The 18683-nt window shown below is 60.1% G+C and carries 13 protein-coding genes; all 13 read right to left on the bottom strand.

The window, feature by feature from the left end:
• Positions 1–77 precede the first annotated feature (77 nt).
• The 13 genes from K9B37_RS05330 to K9B37_RS05270 all read right to left on the bottom strand — a co-directional run bounded on the left by K9B37_RS05330 (position 78) and on the right by K9B37_RS05270 (position 18681).
• Complete coding sequence (locus K9B37_RS05330) at positions 78–6311, bottom strand: autotransporter outer membrane beta-barrel domain-containing protein (protein ID WP_224311853.1); 6234 nt, start codon at positions 6309–6311, stop codon at positions 78–80.
• Between the two features lie 313 nt (positions 6312–6624).
• Positions 6625–7359, bottom strand: a complete 735-nt coding sequence (locus tag K9B37_RS05325) for a DUF4386 family protein (protein ID WP_224311852.1) — start codon at positions 7357–7359, stop codon at positions 6625–6627.
• 220 nt (positions 7360–7579) lie between these two features.
• Positions 7580–7858 carry a cytochrome C oxidase subunit IV family protein gene (locus tag K9B37_RS05320; RefSeq protein WP_224311851.1) on the bottom strand — a complete coding sequence of 93 codons (279 nt, stop codon included), beginning with the start codon at positions 7856–7858 and terminating at the stop codon, positions 7580–7582.
• A gap of 1 nt (position 7859) precedes the next feature.
• A complete protein-coding gene (locus K9B37_RS05315; protein ID WP_224311850.1) occupies positions 7860–8495 on the bottom strand; it encodes a cytochrome c oxidase subunit 3 in 636 nt (211 codons plus the stop codon).
• Positions 8492–10120, bottom strand: a complete 1629-nt coding sequence (locus K9B37_RS05310; RefSeq protein ID WP_224311849.1) for a cytochrome c oxidase subunit I — start codon at positions 10118–10120, stop codon at positions 8492–8494. The genes K9B37_RS05315 and K9B37_RS05310 overlap by 4 nt, the downstream gene beginning before the upstream one ends.
• Positions 10117–11067, bottom strand: a complete 951-nt coding sequence (coxB, locus tag K9B37_RS05305; RefSeq protein ID WP_224311848.1) for a cytochrome c oxidase subunit II — start codon at positions 11065–11067, stop codon at positions 10117–10119. The genes K9B37_RS05310 and coxB overlap by 4 nt, the downstream gene beginning before the upstream one ends.
• On the bottom strand, positions 11064–11849 hold the full coding sequence (locus tag K9B37_RS05300) for an SCO family protein (RefSeq protein WP_224311847.1): 786 nt from the start codon (positions 11847–11849) through the stop codon (positions 11064–11066). The genes coxB and K9B37_RS05300 overlap by 4 nt, the downstream gene beginning before the upstream one ends.
• Positions 11846–12223: a hypothetical protein gene (locus K9B37_RS05295; RefSeq protein WP_224311846.1), complete on the bottom strand. Its 378-nt coding sequence runs from the start codon at positions 12221–12223 to the stop codon at positions 11846–11848. The genes K9B37_RS05300 and K9B37_RS05295 overlap by 4 nt, the downstream gene beginning before the upstream one ends.
• Positions 12220–13281, bottom strand: a complete 1062-nt coding sequence (locus K9B37_RS05290; RefSeq protein ID WP_224311844.1) for a hypothetical protein — start codon at positions 13279–13281, stop codon at positions 12220–12222. The genes K9B37_RS05295 and K9B37_RS05290 overlap by 4 nt, the downstream gene beginning before the upstream one ends.
• Positions 13271–13801: a c-type cytochrome gene (locus K9B37_RS05285; RefSeq protein WP_224311843.1), complete on the bottom strand. Its 531-nt coding sequence runs from the start codon at positions 13799–13801 to the stop codon at positions 13271–13273. The genes K9B37_RS05290 and K9B37_RS05285 overlap by 11 nt, the downstream gene beginning before the upstream one ends.
• Complete coding sequence (locus K9B37_RS05280) at positions 13798–14382, bottom strand: DUF3341 domain-containing protein (RefSeq protein WP_224311842.1); 585 nt, start codon at positions 14380–14382, stop codon at positions 13798–13800. The genes K9B37_RS05285 and K9B37_RS05280 overlap by 4 nt, the downstream gene beginning before the upstream one ends.
• Entirely contained in the window at positions 14351–15715 is a 1365-nt protein-coding gene (gene nrfD, locus K9B37_RS05275; protein ID WP_224311840.1) for an NrfD/PsrC family molybdoenzyme membrane anchor subunit, read from the bottom strand. The genes K9B37_RS05280 and nrfD overlap by 32 nt, the downstream gene beginning before the upstream one ends.
• Positions 15712–18681, bottom strand: coding sequence for a TAT-variant-translocated molybdopterin oxidoreductase (locus K9B37_RS05270; protein WP_224311838.1), 2970 nt, complete (start codon positions 18679–18681; stop codon positions 15712–15714). The genes nrfD and K9B37_RS05270 overlap by 4 nt, the downstream gene beginning before the upstream one ends.
• Positions 18682–18683 lie beyond the last annotated feature (2 nt).

Here is an 18683-nt window from a genome sequence, read left to right as displayed (position 1 = left end):
GGGTCGCCGCGCATGCTTGCGTTGCGACGCAGCCCTTTCCCGCTATCTGCTTGGTCTACGACACCGCAGCACGCCGTTCAGAACGGAATGGCGACGCGTGCGCTCACTTCCTGGGACAAGTAGTCCCGTCCGAAATCTGCGCGATATTCTGCCCGGATCTCGTAGCCCTTGGTGTTGTAGACCTGCGCGCCGACCGTTGCATTGCCGAGAATGTCCGGCATCGTGACATGGGTGAGGAAGGGCGCCAACTGTGGATCCGTATCCGAGAAATTCACCCGCATCGAGAGACTGTCTTTCGCAAACATGGTCAGACCTGCTGACACGTATGGTCGCAGCCACATGTCGGGAGCAAGATCCACGCGTGCGCCCACTTCGATATTGGGGCTGAACGCGAAGTTCCATTGCCGCGCCGCGCCAAAGGCAAGGCCCGAACCGAAGCCCAAACCGGCCTCCGTGTGCGCCGGTAGGGACGTGTGGATGACGTCGATATCGGCATAGGGTTTCATGTACCAATTCGAGAAAGCCAGCTCGTAGCTCGCCCGGAACCGCGCCGCCGCAGTGAAAACGTCGGCGTCGCCCCGCGTGATCGACCCGCCTTCACCTAACCCGAGATAGCGCTCGGTCTCATAGCGGCCCCACCCTAGGTGCCCGGAGGCAGCAAGCAGCCAGGGTCCGATCTGGTGCTTGACGGAAAGGGCGATATCGCCCGTCATGCCGGACGTGTTCGAAAACCCGTCCGCGTCCGACAAGGACGAAAGACTGAGGCCCGCAGTCGCTCCGAAGAACCAATCCGTCGCAAATTCGCGCTGCAACCCTGTCCGGAGCGTGACTGCATCACGCCGATAGCCGTCCGCCTCCGCTGTTCCGCTCTGTTGGGTCCAGTTGCCGATCATGCGCCCCCAGACGCAACTCGTTTCCTCCATAAGCGTACCCGTGCTCGCGAATACGGGGCAGCTCATGGCGAAATGCATCGAGTCCCGTGCACCCATTGTCTGAATGGTGGAGGAACTCGCCGACTCCTCCGGCGAAATCCGGTCGACGGCCGCAAGATAGTCCTGCGTCGAGCCTACCCGCGCGAAGTAGCCGAACCGATGCGCATCCTTGTCGCTGATACGCCCGGAACTCCAGATTCGCTGGAGATAGTCGATCGCGTTCCTTTCGCTGTTGGAAACGACGGCACCAGCCGGCGCGGCGAAATTAGCGCTCGGAGTGATGGTCATGGTCTGTCCGACCCGATCGGCCCTCCAGGTGAAGGGTGCCGCAGGATTTCCGGCACCTGTCATCGTCCCGGAGGTATCGTCCTTTGCCGTCAGGACCGTGAAGGTCTCCGGTCGCAGGCCGCCCACGACGCCAGCCACGAGTCGGCCGTCGAGCCGGCTCGGACCCGTCAGAGTGAGAAGATCGCTGCGAGCTTGCCCAGGGGCCGGTGTCGATGTCACGTCGACAAGAAGCGACCCGCTCGCCTCCTGCTGATATCGGCCAGTAACCATCGCCTTCCCGATGAACTCGGTTCCGGCGACGGCGAACGCTCCGCGATTGTGGAACACACCGCCGGTTCCGAGATTGACGATGCCTTGCGTGCCTGAAGCGTAAAGGCCGCTGGTCTCGTTATTGAAAACGTTCTCCTCACGCCCATTCGGATTGCCGAAAACAAGGTTGACGTCACCGATGATCGTGCCCCGGTTGAACACTTCCTCGCGCCCAAAAGAGCCAAGGATTGCCGTGCCCGAGACAGCGCTGAAGCGCGAACCATATTCGGCGATGATGAAGTTGCTTGCCCCGCCGCCATCGATGCGTACTGCAGCGCCATCGCCAGAGCCGCCGGTCACCGTACCGACATGCTTGAACACGATGTTTCCACCGGTTCGGGTCGGATCCAAAGTGCCGTCGGTTTTCTGCACGCCGCTCTGACCATAGAATCCGTATGCGCCGCTTCCCGTCGCTTCGATGCTGCCGTTGGTCGACACAAAAATCAGACCGCCTTGGCCGGCTGCATTGCGCCGCGTTGCGCCGCTGAAGGGCTCTGCGAATGCCTTTCCATTCACATCGAAGGCCGTACCACCACCGCCGCCAATCGATTGAGCGAAGATCCCATGGGCCCGCGCACCGCTGGCCTTGATGGCCATGGAGCTGAGGGCCGTCGCTGAATCGCGCATCTCGACCCGGATCGCGCCACCGTCGCCGCTCGTCGCATCGTCTCGGACCAGCGTGAGAGGCTGTGGACCGCTCGGAGCTTTGATCGCTCCTGCGCCGCCGTACCCGCCGCCGCCGCCGATCGACTGCAAGAAAACCGCACTTGCCCCCTCGCCTGTGGTCGTGATGCTGGACTTGCCTTCGAAGTTCAGGCGGACGTCCCCGCCCTTGCCGCCGATGCCACCGCTTCCACCGAGGGTGACGCCGCTCTCCATATAGCCGACCTTGCTCGCATCGGCAGCAAAGCCGCCACCACCGCCAACCGATTGGGCAAAGATGCCGAAAGCACCCAGACCAGCGGTGCTGATGGTTCCCGAATGAGTCACGGTGACGTCGCCGCCTTTTCCGCCGGGGCCTCCACTGCCGCCGAGACCGAGCGACAGATTCGGCATTGCGACGATGTTGGTTGAGCGGTCGAGAATGCTGCCATCCTCGATGAGGCCAAGATTTTTGAGAAGACCGAAAGCGGCTTCCAGCGCCTCCTTCTCCGTCTGCGTTGTAGCGAGCACCGTCGGGTCTGCGGGATCGACCCGGGTGAGGAAGGAGACACCGCCGCCGCCGCCGACGCTCTGTGCCACCAAAGCATGAGCCTCGCGTCCCTTTGTGGCGATGGTGCCGCTGTTGCTGACCTCCACACTTCCTCCGGGAGACGACTTGCCGTTGCTGCCTCCGAGCTTGAACGTGCCGGAGACGGAAACCGTATTTGCACTCGTGGCAATGCCGCCGATACCACCGCCGCCGCCGACGCTCTGCGCAACGATTCCGAAGGCTCCCGCGCCGGATGTCGCGATGCTTCCGAGCTGGCGCACGGAGACTTTCCCGCCATCGCCGCCCTCTGCTCCGCTGCCGCCGAGCGAGACATTGGCGTTCACCTTGTTGTTGCCCGTGGAGAGGGCCCCTCCCCCCTGGCCGCCACCGCCGCCGATCGACTGGGCGAACAGGCCCCAGCTATTGTCGCCGTGCGTGATGATGCTTCCTTCGTTGTAGGCACCGACCTCGCCGCCATTTCCGCCCTTGCCTCCGGTCTTGCCGAGTGTCACGGTCAGTTCGACGTCAGGCACGCTTTCGACCTTTTTGCCTGCGTAGTTATCCTTGAGATAATCCTTGAGCTTGTTCAGCGCATAACCTGCACCAAGCGTGCCTCCGGCTTGAGTAATACGTTGAGGCCAGCTCTTGTCCTTGTCAGTCAGAACCTTCAGCGCTGAAAGGATATCCTTCGCCTTGGAAAGCTTCTTCTGTTGAGGCGCATGCTTGTCGAAGAACTTATAATCCGCGACGTTCTGTTTCTTGTCCTTGTCGCCCAGTAGGAAAACGAGGACCTGGTCGGATTTCAGCAGCTCGTCCGTGACTTGATAAATGAACTTCCCAGGATCTTCGCCAAAATCGGCCGCGGCCTTCTGCTTGCCGCCGAACGCACCTCCGGAGCCGCCACCACCGCCAATGCTCTGGGCCACGATGCCCGCAGAGCCATTGCCATAGGTTTCCACCACGCCGCCAAGGGAATTGTTGACGAACACTTGGCCACCGACACCGCCGTCACCGCCCCGACCGCCAATGTCGAGTTTGGCCGAAAAGGTCCCTTGCTTGACGGTGGCGGGTTTGCCTGTGCCGCTGGCCTGATAGCCTCCACCATCGCCGCCGCCGCCGCCGACGCTCTGGGCGAAGATGCCGCGGGCGTTGTTGCCGTAAGTGAGGACGGAGCCGTCGTTGACCACGCTCACGCCACCGCCGTTGCCGCCGCCGCCGCCACTGCCTCCGATCTCGAACTTGCCGGTGTAAGAACTCCCGAGCGGCAAGGCCGCCTTCGTGATCTCACCGATCGTTTCGTTCCAGGACAGGCCAGAGGCTGCGGAGGCCGAAGCCGGTCCACCATCTCCGCCGCCACCGCCGATACTATGGGCCATGATGCCCGTCGAGAATGCACCATGGGTTTCGATAATGCCTGACGTGAAGTTTCCGTCTTTGTCCCGCTTTCCCTCGTTCACGACGGTGACCGTGCTGCCGTTGCCGCCTCCGCCGCCTGAGCCGCCGACGGACACGCCGAGGCCAAAATTGAGATAGGTGCCGAGAAGGTCCACCACGGATGCGGCCGACCCGCTCGTCCCGCCACCACCGCCGACACTGATGGCCTGGATGCCATAACTCTTGTCGCTTTGCGTGGTCACCTTCGCGAGGTTCGTCACCGTCACGGTCTTCGCCGACCCGCCGCCCCCTCCCGAGCCGCCAACGGCAAAGGACACTCCGAAGTCGAGCGTTTCCGGCGGCGCGATGGCCAAGGCATAGGCCTTGGCACTGCCCGCAGCGCCGCCGCCGCCGCCAATGGATTGGGCCTGGATGCCATGCGACTCCAGGCCGTGGGTTGTGATGACCGAGCCGTTGACGATACTTACATCGCCTCCGCTACCTCCATCACCGCCCGCACCGCCCACCGCAACAGCCACGGACACGTCAATCCCTGCCGACGTAGCCGAGGCCGTTCCTCCCGCGCCGCCGCCGCCACCGACGCTCTGGGCGATCACGGCAGTGGAAAGCTTTCCCCAGGTGGTAATGCTCGGCAGCGGAGCTCCTGCGAGTGTCGGAAGTGGAGGGGTCGGCACGATGAGGACGTCGCCGCCATTTCCGCCGCCGCCGCCACGACCGCCGATGGCCACGCCGACGAAGGTGTTGAAGGAATCCGCATCGCCGCCACGACCGCCACCGCCACCGATGCTCTGGGCCAGAATGCCGTATGCGTTCTCGCTCTGGGTCGTGATGGCGCCGCCCTGGGCCACTGTGACAGTGCCGCCATTGCCCCCCATGCCACCGACGCCACCCTTGCCAAGGAAGAAGCTCGCCCCGCCCATGCCGCCGCCCCCACCTGCCGTGGGATCGCCTGCATTGGCAGGTTTGATCGGCCCGACCGCAAAGGCGTTGATGGCGTTGCCTCCGCCGATGCTCTGCGCCACGATGGCATGCGCGCCTGCACCCTGTGTCGCCAAAGTTCCCTGATTGGTGACCTCCACCTTGCCGGGGGTGCCTGCCCGGCCGCCATCACCGCCGCCGAAATAGCCACCCGCGCCTCGCCCGCCTGAGCCGCCCACCGATTGAGCAATGATGCCGAAGCTGTAGTCGCCCTTGGTCGTGATGGTCCCCGCATTCGTACCTTTCACCTCATCGCTGCGTCCGCCCGTGCCCCCGGGCTGCCCTCCGTCCGCCAGACGCGCCTGCTGCCCGCCCTGACCGCCGAGACTTTGAAGCAGGACGGCCGGAGATGCGGCGCCCTCTGTGGACACGGTGCCGTTGTTGACAAACGTGACGGTTCCGCCGGCGCCGCCATCCGTCGGATAGGGCGCGGACCAAGTGGTGCTATACGAGCGCTTGGAGCCCTCGCCACCAACCGATTCTGCAATGATCGCGGGGGCATTGGTCCCTTTCGTAGAAATGACGGCATTCTTGGCGACCGTCACAGAGACGGCCCCGCCCGCGCCGCCCGCTGACGTGGACCGGTAGGCCGCTTCGGTGCTGCCTTCCGACTTGCCCGAATTGCCGCCGATGGAGCGGACCCAAATCGCCGCGTAGTTGTTGCCGACAGCGCGCACCGCCTTGTTCGCCACGAGCATAACGTCACCGCCGCGTCCACCAGGTGGGACGTCGACGATGTGATTGCCACTCGTACCGCCACGGGAATAAAGGAGAAGAAGTGCAGTGGGGTTGCTCTGGTCGCCAGCTCCCCCGAGAACCCCGTCTTGCGTGATGGTCAGCGTTCCGCCAGGGGCACCTGGCGTTGCGGGCTCTCCGCCGACAAAGCCGACCGATCGGAAACCATTGCCGCCGTTACCTCCGATGGAGCCGATCTCGACGGCAGGACCGTTGGCCGCCGTCGTCGAGTAGTTGTTGATGATGCTGAGGCTGCCTCCGGGTTGCGCTTGGGTCGCAGCACTCGTCCTGAACCAACCCAGATTCTGGGCGTCCTTGCCGCTCAAGCCAATGCCGAGCCATTTGCTGACTTCATCCGCATGCGCGGCGGCGCCAGCAAGGACGGTCAGGACAGCAACAAGGCTGACACCTGATAGAAGAGCGTGTGCAGAGCGCATGACTGCCGGTGACGTGCCACCGTCGCTTCCGGTTGCGCGTGTCATACAGCTCTCCTTAATAGAATTTCAGTGCAGATGTAGATTGCGGGCTTTACATGCCGCCCTTGTGCATTGGCTAGTCTAAAATGAGCACAATTTCAAAATACTGTTTGAGCTATTTTAACAATTGCGCCGCCGATCAACGGTGAAACGACACAATGTTCCAGCACACAAACTTCAACTTAACTGTAATTCCGTTCGGAATCGTTACGTTAATCACGATCGGATGCGTCGAGCCAAGCTAACTTGCCAAGAGGTCATATGGCGCTCAGGCTGCGCGTGCGCTTCCGGAATTTGACAGAGGGCGAGAGGGCGACAGCTAGCTGATGCTGGGGTGGCCTGCACTCGTATCGGCGTGCCCCGAATCTTGCATCCGCGAAGCCACGATGACCAGCCAGACCATCCATACCGCACTCACAACCCAGGTCAGCACGATTGCAACCGAGTGCATCGGCGAAAAGCCCTCGGAGCCAACCAACCAGCCTTGAACCCAATAGATGAAACCGGAGAGACCCATCAGGCCCGCAATCGTCCGCGGGATCCAAGTCGTCTGCACGACCGCAACTGCGAACAGAAGCAGAGCGAGGCCGAGGGTGAAGTCCTGGTAGCTTCTTACTCCCCACTCCAGCCAGCGGATTGCCTCGGCACTCGCAAATCGCGCCGCTTTCTGGGCGTCTGGAGCACTCGCCCATGCATTCACAGCCTGCTTAAGGGCGACTCCATCCACCGCCTGTAGAACGCCGTACAGCGCCAGCGCCGCGGCCACAGAAGCAGCACCGAGGCGACCCGCCCATCTCGCCGCACCGCCCTGAACATCCAGGGCGCAGAACAAGGCGATCAGCCCTGCGAGCAGGATCGCCATGCTCGCGAACTGGCCGAGGTGCACGGCCCCCCAGATCGTGTTGCCGGCATATACAGCGAAGATGGCAGAGTGATTATTGGCGTCACCGCCGGCGTGAAACCGGGTGATCGCGATGTGGAGGAGTTGCCCCAGGAGCAGCAGCCCGGCCGCAAGGCGCAGCGACGTGCGTGGGCTGAATGTTCTGTTGTTCATCACGATGCTCCCGATCCGTCGGACGGCGCCGAAGTGCCTTTCCATAGCTCTGCATGGTGTATCGGAAGGGTTCGCGATGACCACTCTACAGAAGACCCTCGGCCAAAGCGGTCCCCAGGAACTTGCTGCGGTTGAGCCAAATACCCGTGGCTGTGAGGTGATGATCTAAGAGGCGCAGCTTGTGGTCTTTGACACCGACAGGTTGGGGCACGAGCGCGATCTAAAATGATCCCCGGGTCACAACATCGCTTGAAACCAGAAGAAATAGAATGAGCAACCACGCTCCGGCCCCTAGCGCAGCCAATCGGACGAGGCCGCGCTCCTTCTTCAACTGCATATAGAACCAGAAGATCAGGCTCGCCTTGATGAGGGCAATACCCATGCTGACGACAGGGTTCATGCGACCGAGCGGGAGAAAGCTCGCGCCAACGGTCAGGCTTAGCAGGATCAGAAGCAAAACCCAGATCAGGATAGCTTGAAGGATCTGTGCGCGAGCCATCTCAGCGCACCAGATAAAGGGCGGGAAAGAGGAAAATCCAAATGATATCGACCAAATGCCAGTAGAGCCCGCAAAGTTCGACCGTCAAGGCCTTCTGCGGGAGGCGAAGCGAGCCGCGCCCCACGCGCCAGGACAGACCGACCATCAGTGCAATGCCGATGGTCAGATGCACTGCATGAAGTCCTGTGGCTGCAAGATACAGACCCATGAAAAGCTCTTGGACGGGCCCCGAGAACGCATGGCGGACGCCTGTCAGGGGAAGAAGGCCTTCCTGCCATTCCTTGGCATATTCGATACCCTTGAGACCGAGGAAACCAACTCCCATGCAAGCCGACGCGACCAGCAGGGTCGCCCCCACGCGACGCGAGCCCGCGCGCGACGCTTGAACGGCCAGGGCAACCAGCAGGCTCGAAGTGAGAAGAATGACGGTGTTGGCGGTGCCGATCCAGAGATACAGACGCTTCGACGCTTCTATCAGCTGCTCCCGATGTTCGATCCGATAAACCATGATCGCAGCGAACAGGCCGCCGAACAGCATGATCTCGGTTCCCAAAAAGATGAACATGCCCAGCATGTTCGCCTCATGCTGCTGGCTGGCCTCCGTATATGGCTCGTGAACCGGACTGCCCTGGGTCATCGGCGGTCTTCCATCTCGACCGGATAATCGTAGGGCCCTGTCGTCACGACCGGAATTTGATCGAAGTTCTGCTTCGGCGGCGGCGAGGGCGTGGTCCATTCGAGACCTGTCACGCCCCAGGGATTCGGAGGAGAGGGCTTACCGTAGCGCAGAGAATAGAAGAGGTAAGTGAAGGGCAGGACATAGGCGACGCCTAGGAGGCTCGCGCCCAATGACGACATCACATGAAGCACCTGGAAGGACGGATCATAGATATGGTAGCGGCGCGGCATACCGAGATAGCCGAGAAGATATTGCGGGAAGAATGTCAGATTGAAGCCGAGGAAGATGAAGATCGCGGTCAATCTGCCCCAAACCATTATGTACTCGCGCCCGGTGATCTTGGGCCACCAGAAATGCAGCGCACCGAAGAAAGCGGATACCGTTCCGCCCACCATGATGTAATGGAAATGCGCAACGACGAAATAGGTATCGTGCACGTGCACGTCGATGGCCAGCATGGCGAGAATCAGGCCCGTCAATCCGCCGAAGACGAAAAGCCCGATGAAGCTCATGGCGAAGAGAAAAGGTGGATCCAGCGAGATATGGCCTTTGTAAAGAGTGGCTGTCCAATTGTAGACCTTGATGCCGGATGGGACTGCCACCGCAAGGCTCAAGAACGAGAAGACCGCACTCGCATACATCGACTGGCCGGATACGAACATGTGATGTCCCCAGACCAGGAAGCCGATGATGGCGATGGCAATGGAAGAGAAGGCGACGAACCAGTAGCCGAAGACAGGCTTGCGGGCCGCAGCCGCCACAAGCTCGCTCACCACTCCGAGCGCGGGCAGAACCATGATGTAGACGGCCGGATGACTATAGAACCAGAACAGGTGCTGATAAAGCAACGGGTCACCGCCCAGCGACGGATCGAAGATGCCGATTCCGAAGAGCCGCTCTGCCGCGATCAGGGCGAGTGTGATCGCGAGGATCGGCGTTGCCAGCACGAGGATCAGCGACGTCGCATAATGCGACCAGACGAAGAGAGGCAGTCGGCCCCAGGTCATGCCCGGAGCGCGCAGAGTGTGAATTGTGACGATAAAATTGAGGCCTGTCAGGATCGACGAGAAGCCTGCGATGAAAATGGCAACGGTCGCCGCCACCACATTGCCGTTGGCAAACATGCTGGACAGGGGCGTATAGAACGTCCAGCCCGTATCGACACCTCCCGCCACCAGTACGTAAAGAGTGAGCGTGCCGCCGAGCAGATAGATATACCAGCTCAAGAGGTTCAGCCGCGGGAAGGCCAGATCTCTCGCGCCGATCATTAGCGGTATGAGAAAGTTGCCGAAGGTGTTGGGAATAGATGGGATCAGGAAGAACCACACCATGATGACGCCGTGCAGCGTGAAGGTGCGGTTATATCCCTCGTTTGTCAGAAAATCGCCCCCGGGCGTCAGGAGTTCTATTCGCACCAGAGCCGCCGCCGCACCACCGATAAAGAAGAAGAATGTGACGGCATAAAGATAAAGGATGGCGATGCGCTTGTGATCCGTGGTGAGGAGCCAGGACCGCAGGCTATGGCCTGCCCTGAGGTAGCTGACCTTCTCGACGTCGGTTTCGGGAATATGGCGCTCGGTCATGGATGTTCTCGCCATTGCGTCGCTTTCAGCGACTTGATGTATGCGACGATCTTCGTCAGATCGTCTTCTCCCAGCACATTTTTGAACGTGGGCATGATGGACGGATAGCCCGCCGCCATCTGCTGCTGCGGCAAGAGAATGCTGTCCCGGATATATTGCTCATCGGCGATGATCGTTTCGCCGCCCTGCAGTGCAACGGGCCGTCCGTAGAGCCCGTCGAGCGAGGGGGCGTGAACGGTCGCGGCCGGGCTGTGGCACCCGCTGCAACCATAGGTGCGGAAAAGCGTCTCGCCTTGCGCCGCAAGCGTCTGATCCACACCCGATTCCTGGAGCCATCGCGCATAATCCTGTTGCGCCATGACGACGAAATGCCCTCCCATCAGGGAGTGGTTGGTGCCGCAGAACTCGGCACAGGTGAGACGGTAGATGCCCGGCTTATCGGCTTGGAACCACATGGTGGTGTAGCGCCCGGGCAGGACATCCTGCTTGAGACGCAAGGCCGGCATGTAGAGGCTGTGAATGACGTCCTGCGAGATCATGGTGAGCTTGACAGGCTCACCGACTGGCACGTGCAGCTCGTCGATTTCCCCCTGCCCACCGGGATGCTGAAACTTCCACATCCATCGCTTCGCCACCACATCGATCTCAAGTGCGCTGGCAGGAGGATGCTTGAGATCGAAGAAGAGCCAAGCCGACCAGAAGAAAAAGCACAGAATCAAGAGAAAGGGGATCACCGACCACGACACTTCGAGCAACGCATTCCGGTTAACCTGGTGCCGGCGATTGACTTTGCGGCCGCGACGATACCGTACCGCGAAGACGATGATGAGGATGAAGACTGGAACCGATAGGGCAAAAATCAGGCCGGTGAAGCCATAGAGGAGGATGTCGACGGCACTCGCATGAGCGGAGGCTTGGTCCGGCCAGAGGGGCAGATCCGACCTCATGACATGCGTTCCCTGCGTTCACGCATGAAAGCACGAATGAGGAAGGCCAACAGAATCGCAACCGTTAGGCCGCCTCCGATGCGCAGCATCAGCCACACGAGCGCACCGTATTGCCCCGTCTGCGGGTTGTAGTGATAGCAAAGCAGGAGAAGTTGCTCACCCCATCCGCCGATGCGGCCTTGACCGGCCTCGGTGAGCGCAAGCCGTAAATCCAATGGATCCGGGTTGAGGCCGTAAAGCCAGCGCTCGAGGCGTCCATCCTCCGTCAAAACGGCCGTGGCTGCGATGTGGGCAAATTGGCCCAGTTGCTCGTCCCATGCATAGCGATAGCCCAAGGCATCCGTCACCGCTTTCGTGGTTTCGGGCGACGCCGTCACGGCATGGAGACCGCCACGAGCCGCGAGCTCGCGAAGACGAACCTGCAAGTCCTTGAGCGAGGCGGCCGACTCGCGAGAGGTTTCCTTCGGATCGATGCCGAAGGCGATGAGCGAAAAATCGTTCTCGAGCTTGTAGGGCTGAGCCAGGACAGCGCTGGCAATTCCACCGAGCGTGACGCCACAGATGTTGGGGCATTGGTGTTGGACGGGGATCAGGATGATGGGTTTTCCGCTTCCCAATGCGCGCAACGAAATGTTTCTGCCGGTTTCATCCCGAACCACGACGTCGAGCGGCACTTGCGCGTCGGGTCGCCGATCGATCCCTGCCACCTCGAATGCGTTGAACGGAGCAGCCGCAGCGCTGAGAGAGAACACGGCCAGAAAAAGCACGAACAGGGATCTCATGGCTGCGGCTTTCCGGTTTCGTCCTGCCAGCCCTGCTGGATCGTGAGCCGCATGGCAGCCTCGATGGGAATATGCACACGCCCAGTTTCCCGATTGGTCCAGCCGTAACCTTCGAGACGGCCGCGTGCTCTCGCTTCCACCGCCGCCCGGTCGCCCGCAGGCGAGACTTCGAGGCGCGGCGATGGAGGAGACAAGACGCGCATCTCCAGCGGACTTGCAGCGGAATGGTCCTCTCTCTGAGAGAAAAGCGCGAACATGCCCGCGACCAAACCTCCTGTGAGGCCAAGGCAGACGAAGAGGATGCCAAGGACATAGGCTACGCCCCTGACTGAAACGTCGGATGCTTCATAGCCTTTGGCTTGATGGTCGCTCATGATGCCTCTCCTACTTCGACGCTCGATGGGGAGCGGGCACTGACGCGGTATCTGAATGTCTCCATGAAAGCGGTCGCGACGATGAGACCCGTGCCTGACAATGACAGCACGAAGAGACCAAGACTGAGAGGCGATGTGACACCGGTCAGGGTCAGCCAAGATGCCTCCAGAATCTTCCCGGCCAACACTGCAACGCACATGGCGAACAGCCATGTCTTCGAGGACCGAACGGGAAGCATGAGAATGAAAGCCGGGAGAAGGTGCAGACCGGATATGGCCCACTCCACATGCGACCAGCCTTCCGACGACTGTCTCTTATACCAGAGAACGCCCTGCGGAAGATTGCCCGACCATGTGATGATGTACTGCATGAAGGCGAAATAAGTCCAAAGCAACAGCAGCAAGAGCAAAAGCCCCGACAGAAGACTGATGCGCCTCAGATGAGGTTTGAGCAGAAGAGCAGTGCCGCTGATCCAAACCAGAGATGTGCCCACTTGGCTCGAGAGGATATAAAGGCCGAAGCCCGAAGAACTGAAGGCTGGATCGAGAGACATGATCCAATCGACGGCAATCATCGTGCTCATCGGCACGAAGATCAGAAGTCCGATGCAGGACAGGATCGTGAAATTCCCCCGCCGCTGTGAAAGCAGGAAGGTGAATGCTCCGAGAAGCGCAAACCAGATCAGGGTTCTTGCTGCGAAGAACCAGGGTATCAGGTAGATGCTTTGAAAGGCATTTCGTGGTGGTTGGTCAGCCCAGTCATAGATGGAACCTATCCCAAGCAGAACGGGAATGAACATCAAGGCGGCCAAAGGCATGAGCAGCGTCGCCGTCTCTGCGAAAACCAGAAGCTCGTTGGCCCAGCCCCCCGGAATGAGCCGCATCGTCATCAGCAGCAGAAGTGCTCCGATGGGGATACCGCTCCAGAAAAAAGCGCTTCCCAGCCAGGCACGCAAAGCGGCCTGCGGATCCCACAGGCACGCTAGAAGCGACAGAACGCAAAGCGCAAACCCAGCGATGGGCCACCACAAGGGTATCGGGCTGCGCTCATTGGTCATGAGCGGCCTCCAGCTTGGTTCTCTCCTCATCCGACAGAGCCGTCACCGATGTGTCCTGACTGACCTGGAGAGCACGAATATAGGCCGCAATGGCCCAGCGATCTGCCGGTGCCACACGGTCGGCATAGGAGTACATCACCCCATGACCATGGGTGATGACATCGACGAAATAGGCTGGAGGAGCAGCGCGCAGCCTGGGGATGTGGAAGCTTGGCGGATGAGGAAAGCCGCGACTGGGAACCGTGCCTTGCCCATAGCCTGAAAAATCGTGGCAGACGGAGCAATAGATATCATACCGCTCCCGCCCTCTCTCCAGGAGCGCCTGGGTCAGCGGCGGGCGTGTAGTGAGAGCGGCCTCCAGAGCGAGATCATCTCGCCCGACCGTGCCCGGCGGCGGCGATTGCAGAACCTTGCCATCGGCGAAGAGAGAAGTCCTCTTGTAGTGATCATCGCGCGGCTGATGGTCCAAATTATCGCAAGCCGTCAGCAGAAGCGGGAGGATGAGGCAGAAGAACTTCATTCTGCCTCCTCCGCTTTTCCGACCTGATCCACGCGCACAGGATCCAAATCCGACAGGAAGCTGCTCGTCTCTTCCGGATCAAAACGAGGATCGTTGCTGAAGACGATGAGAAAAAACTTATCCGATGAGGCGAGATGAAAGCTTTCGATGTCGAAGACCGGATAATTCAACCGCGGCAGGCGATTGAAAAGAAGCATGCCCGCAATGGCAAAAAGAACCGCAAAGAGAACCGTCAGCTCAAACGTAATGAGCATGAAGGCCTGCCAGGATATCAAAGGCCGTCCGCCGATATCGATGGGAAAGTCTAGGTTCGTATAGACCTGCATCCCATAGCCCGTCAGAGCTCCCGTGATACCACCGGCAAGGCAAAGGAGCGGAACGCGGCTGTCTTGAAAATGGAGCGCCTCGGCCAAGCCCTCTATGGGAAAGGGAGTATAGGTATCGATATGGGTGTATCCTCCTGCATATGTCTTGCGAACCGCATCCCGCAGTGCATCCGGATGGCTGAACTCGGCCAGTATTCCGAAGATGGGTTCGTGAGGCGCAGGCTCACGCATCACGCCCCCTTTCTTCTTCCTCATACAATGCTTCCTTGATCTCGAAGGAGGAGATCATGGGCAGAAAGCGCACGAAGAGCAGAAACGGCACCAGGAAGACGCCGAGTGTGCCGATATAAAGGCTCCATTCCCAGAAGCTGGCATGATACTCGCCCCAGGAAGAAACGAGATAATCCTTGTAGAGAGCCGTCACCAGAAGCATGTAGCGCTCGCACCACATGCCGACCGTCACGGAAAGCCCGATCAGAAAGAGGGGCAGCGGATTCGTTCGGATGTTATGCCACCAGAGCAGTTGCAGCGGCACGAAGTTGCAGATGACGGCGCCCCAATAGCTCCAGGCATAGGTGCCCCCGAGTCTATGCTGCAAGGTCAGCACATCATGCTGAACGCCTGAATACAGAGTAAAGAAAACCTCGGATATGTAGCCGTAGGACGTCATCAATCCACTTGCGAGCAGAAGCTTTCCCAGAAGGTCCAAGTGGCGGGCGGTGACAAGATCCTCTAGGTCGAAAGCATACCGCAGGACAGTCGCGATCATGGATACCACCGCGAAGCCCGAGAACGCTGCTCCCAACACGAAGTAGGGTGGAAAGACCGTGGAGTTCCAGCCGGGAATGGGCCCGGCGGCGAAGAGGAGCGATACTTCGGAATGGACGGAAACGACGAGCGGCACCGCGATGGCCGCCGTCAGGCGATAGGCCTGTTGCCAGCGCGCCCAGTGCCGCGCCGAACCGCGCCATCCGAGTGCGAAAAGGCCATAGAAAACCTGCTGTCGCCGTTTCTGGGTACGGTCACGCGTGGCGGCGAGATCGGGAATGACGCCGATATACCAAAAGAGAACGGACACGATGAGATACGTGAGAACCGCGAAGAAGTCCCAGGTCAGCGGACTCTTGAATTGCGGCCAGATGTTCATCGTATTGGGATAGGGAGCCATCCAATAGAAGTACCAGAAGCGCCCGAGATGCAGGATGGGATAGAGACCCGCGCAAACGACGGCAAAAAGCGTCATGGCTTCGGCGAAGCGGTTGAGGGCGTTACGCCAATGCTCGTTCATGAGAAGCAGCATGGCTGATATCAAGGTCCCGGCATGGCCGATGCCGAGCCACCAGATGTAGTTGGAGATCGCCAGGCCCCAGTTGACAGGGATATTGATGCCCCACACACCGACTCCGTTCCAGAAAACGACGATGGCCGAGACGAAGAAGATCAATAGCAAGGTCAGAGCGAAGGCAAAGGCGATCCACCAATTCCGCCTCTGCGGGAACGAGATTGGAATTTGCGTGATTTCGCCGGTGATCGCTGCATAGCGATTCAGAGACGAACCGTGGGCGCCGGGACTGACTTGTTGCGTCATTCCTTACCCTCTTTGCTCTGCTTTTGGGGAGCGAGGTCTTCTTCGATCCGCGCCAGATAAGTTGTGCGCGGGCGAGTGTTGACCTCTTCCAGTAGACTATAGTCGCGTCCCGATCCCTTGCGTTGACTGACCTGCGACTGGGGATCGCTGACATTGCCGAAGACGATGGCGCTGGTCGGGCATGCCTGCTGACAAGCTGTCACGACCTCTCCATCACGAATGGATCTTCCCTCCTTCTTGGCCTGAATGCGGACGTCGCTCACGCGCTGCACGCAGTAAGTACATTTCTCCATGACGCCACGGGCACGAACGGTGACGTTCGGGTTTCGGACAGCCTGGATCTCCGGCGGATCGTTCTCGGTAAAGTTGAACCAATTGAAACGGCGCACCTTGTAGGGACAGAACGATGAGCAGGTGCGTGTGCCGATGCAGCGATTGTAGACCTGAAGGTTCATGCCGTCGAAGCTATGAACGGCGGCATTCACGGGGCATCCCATCTCGCATGGAGCCTGCTCGCAATGCATGCAGGGTACCGGCTGAAAGTAATGACGGGGATCGTTCGGTTCGCCCTCGTGATAGTGATCGATCCGCAGCCAGTGCATCTCACGGCCTTGCCCCACGAGCTCCTTTCCCACCATGGGAATGTTGTTTTCCGCCACGCAGGCGACGACACAAGCATTGCATCCGATGCAAGTATCGAGATCGATCGACATACCCCAGGAAGGATCGTTTTTCACCGTGGGAGGATAAAAGGAAGGTGGTGGAGAGTTCCGGCCTGTTTTTACTTCTTCATCTGGAGCAGCGACCGTGCGGATGAAGTCAAAGCCATCGATGGCATGATGCTTCTGCGTCGTCGCCACATCCTGTTTCAGCCCTGTCGTCTCGAGCTTCACATCGGATCGGTGCCATGGGCTCTCGGCCGCCTGGAGTCGATAGGCGTCATAGCCCATCTGATCCATCGCACTCCCGAAGGGACCTCGGCCATAACCCAGGGTGACGACAACCGTCGCGGCTTCCTGGCCAGGCATGATCCAGGCCGGGCCCGTGACGCTGGTCCGATCCGTGACAAGCCGGATCGTATCGCCATTGCTGATCTTGCGTTCCTCGGCAAGTTGCGGAGAGACGAGGATGACGTTTTCCCATGTCACCTTCGTCAGCGGCTTAGGCAACTCCTGGAGCCAGGGATTATTCACATAGCGTCCATCCCAGATCGTCGGATCGGGCCTGACGATGAGATGCAGAGTTGGCTCGCTCTGGGAGGGCGGAGTCGGCGGGATGGCTCGAATGGCTTCTATGACGATGTCGGGATAGGCACTCCTCTCAATGAAGCCGCGATGGAGACTCGTACGCCATAGCTGATCGAAAGCGCCGCTCCACGCCTGACGCCACGTGGCCTGCACGATCGCGTGATCGTCACCTCCGAATTGCCCACGCAGATTCTCCATCACGACATGGGCAGAGCGGACGTCGTAAATGGGACGGATGAGGGGCTGGATGAGACCCACCAACCCGTCCGGGCTTCGCGCATCGCTCCAGGACTCGAGCTCGTGCGGTAAGGGGGCATGCCATTGGCTTAACGCTGCAGTCTCATCGTAATGAAGACCTGCATGAACCGCGAGGCCGACTTTGCCGAGATGGTCACGAAAGCCCCTATCCTCGGGCGCAGCGTAGGCAGGATTTGCGGCTATCATCACAAGAGTGGCGACCCGCCCTGATGCCATATCCTCGCAAAGCCGATCGAAGGAGCGTTCGCCTTCCGGAGGCATTGTAGCGATGGGTTCGGTGAACCGGATCGTGCGTGAGAAATTCCCGAGACGCTCATTAATGAGGAGACCGAGAGCCTGCACCTCCGGTCGATGATGTGCGCCGATCGTGGCCAGACAGCGGCTCCTGCTGGCTGTGAGGGCATCGGCGGCCTTGCTGACCCAGGTCTGCTCCTTCGGCGTCAGATTGGCAGCCCGGCCGATGCCGGCGTCCAACTGATGGGCCAGTGCACTTGCCAGAGTCTCGATCCTGCTGTGCGAAGCGATCAGGCGGTCCGATGCCGTGATGCCCGTCAGCGTCGGCGACGGCTCGGTCGCCATAAGGAGACAACGACCCTGTCCCTTTTGAAAAGCCAGACGGCGTTTCGACCATGAACGCCCATGCAAGGTCTGACGAGGACCTGAGCCTAAGAGATCGTCGTCGAGGCTGACAATGACGTCTGCTTCCTCAAGCCGATAGTGCGCGTCCAACCGACGCCCGAACAAGAGCTGCAGAGCCTCGCGTCGGAAATCTTCGTTGATCGGCTCCAACACATGCCATTGCGCTTTGGGCCAATGTTGAAGCAGCTCTGCGATCTGACGCTGCAAGGTCGGAGATGTCACGGTTCCCGTCAGAAGACGGAAGCCCTCTCCTTGTGATGCGTCCATCCGGGCCGCATTCTCGAGCATGGCCTTGTCAAATGCGTCCCAGGTCGCTGTCCTGCCCAGATAACGGGGCGCGCGCGACCGGTGAGGATCATAGAGATCGAGCAAGGCTGCCTGGGTAAAGGAATTGCTCCGGCCTTCGAAGAAGGGGTGATCCGGGTTGCCCTCAAGCTTGACGGGGCGTCCGTCAAGGGTTTTCCCGAGAACAGGCTGCGCATAGCCGCCCATGGTCACGGCGGTGGCGTACCATTTGGCGACACCCTGCACATTGAACTCAGGCGCGGTCACATAAGGAAGTGCTTTTTCATCCTCCTGAACCTGACAGCCTGTGAGCCCGGCAAGGGCGAGGGATGCGCCCATGGCTTTGAGCAGGGTGCGACGATCAAGATCGAGGGGCGCAAGAGATGGGAATTCTGCTTCCAAGGAACGGCGGAACTCCTCCGTGCCTGCCAGTTCCTCAAGACTACGCCAGAACGAACGCTCGCCCTTCCCCTCCGGATGGCGCCGAATGGCGGAGCGAGTCTTTGTTTCCGGGTGCTGGCTGGGGAGCTGCTTCATGC

Origin of the sequence: Microvirga puerhi (assembly GCF_020089865.1) — a bacterium.
Lineage (GTDB): Bacteria > Pseudomonadota > Alphaproteobacteria > Rhizobiales > Beijerinckiaceae > Microvirga > Microvirga puerhi.
This window is presented reverse-complemented; position numbering and strand designations above follow the sequence as displayed.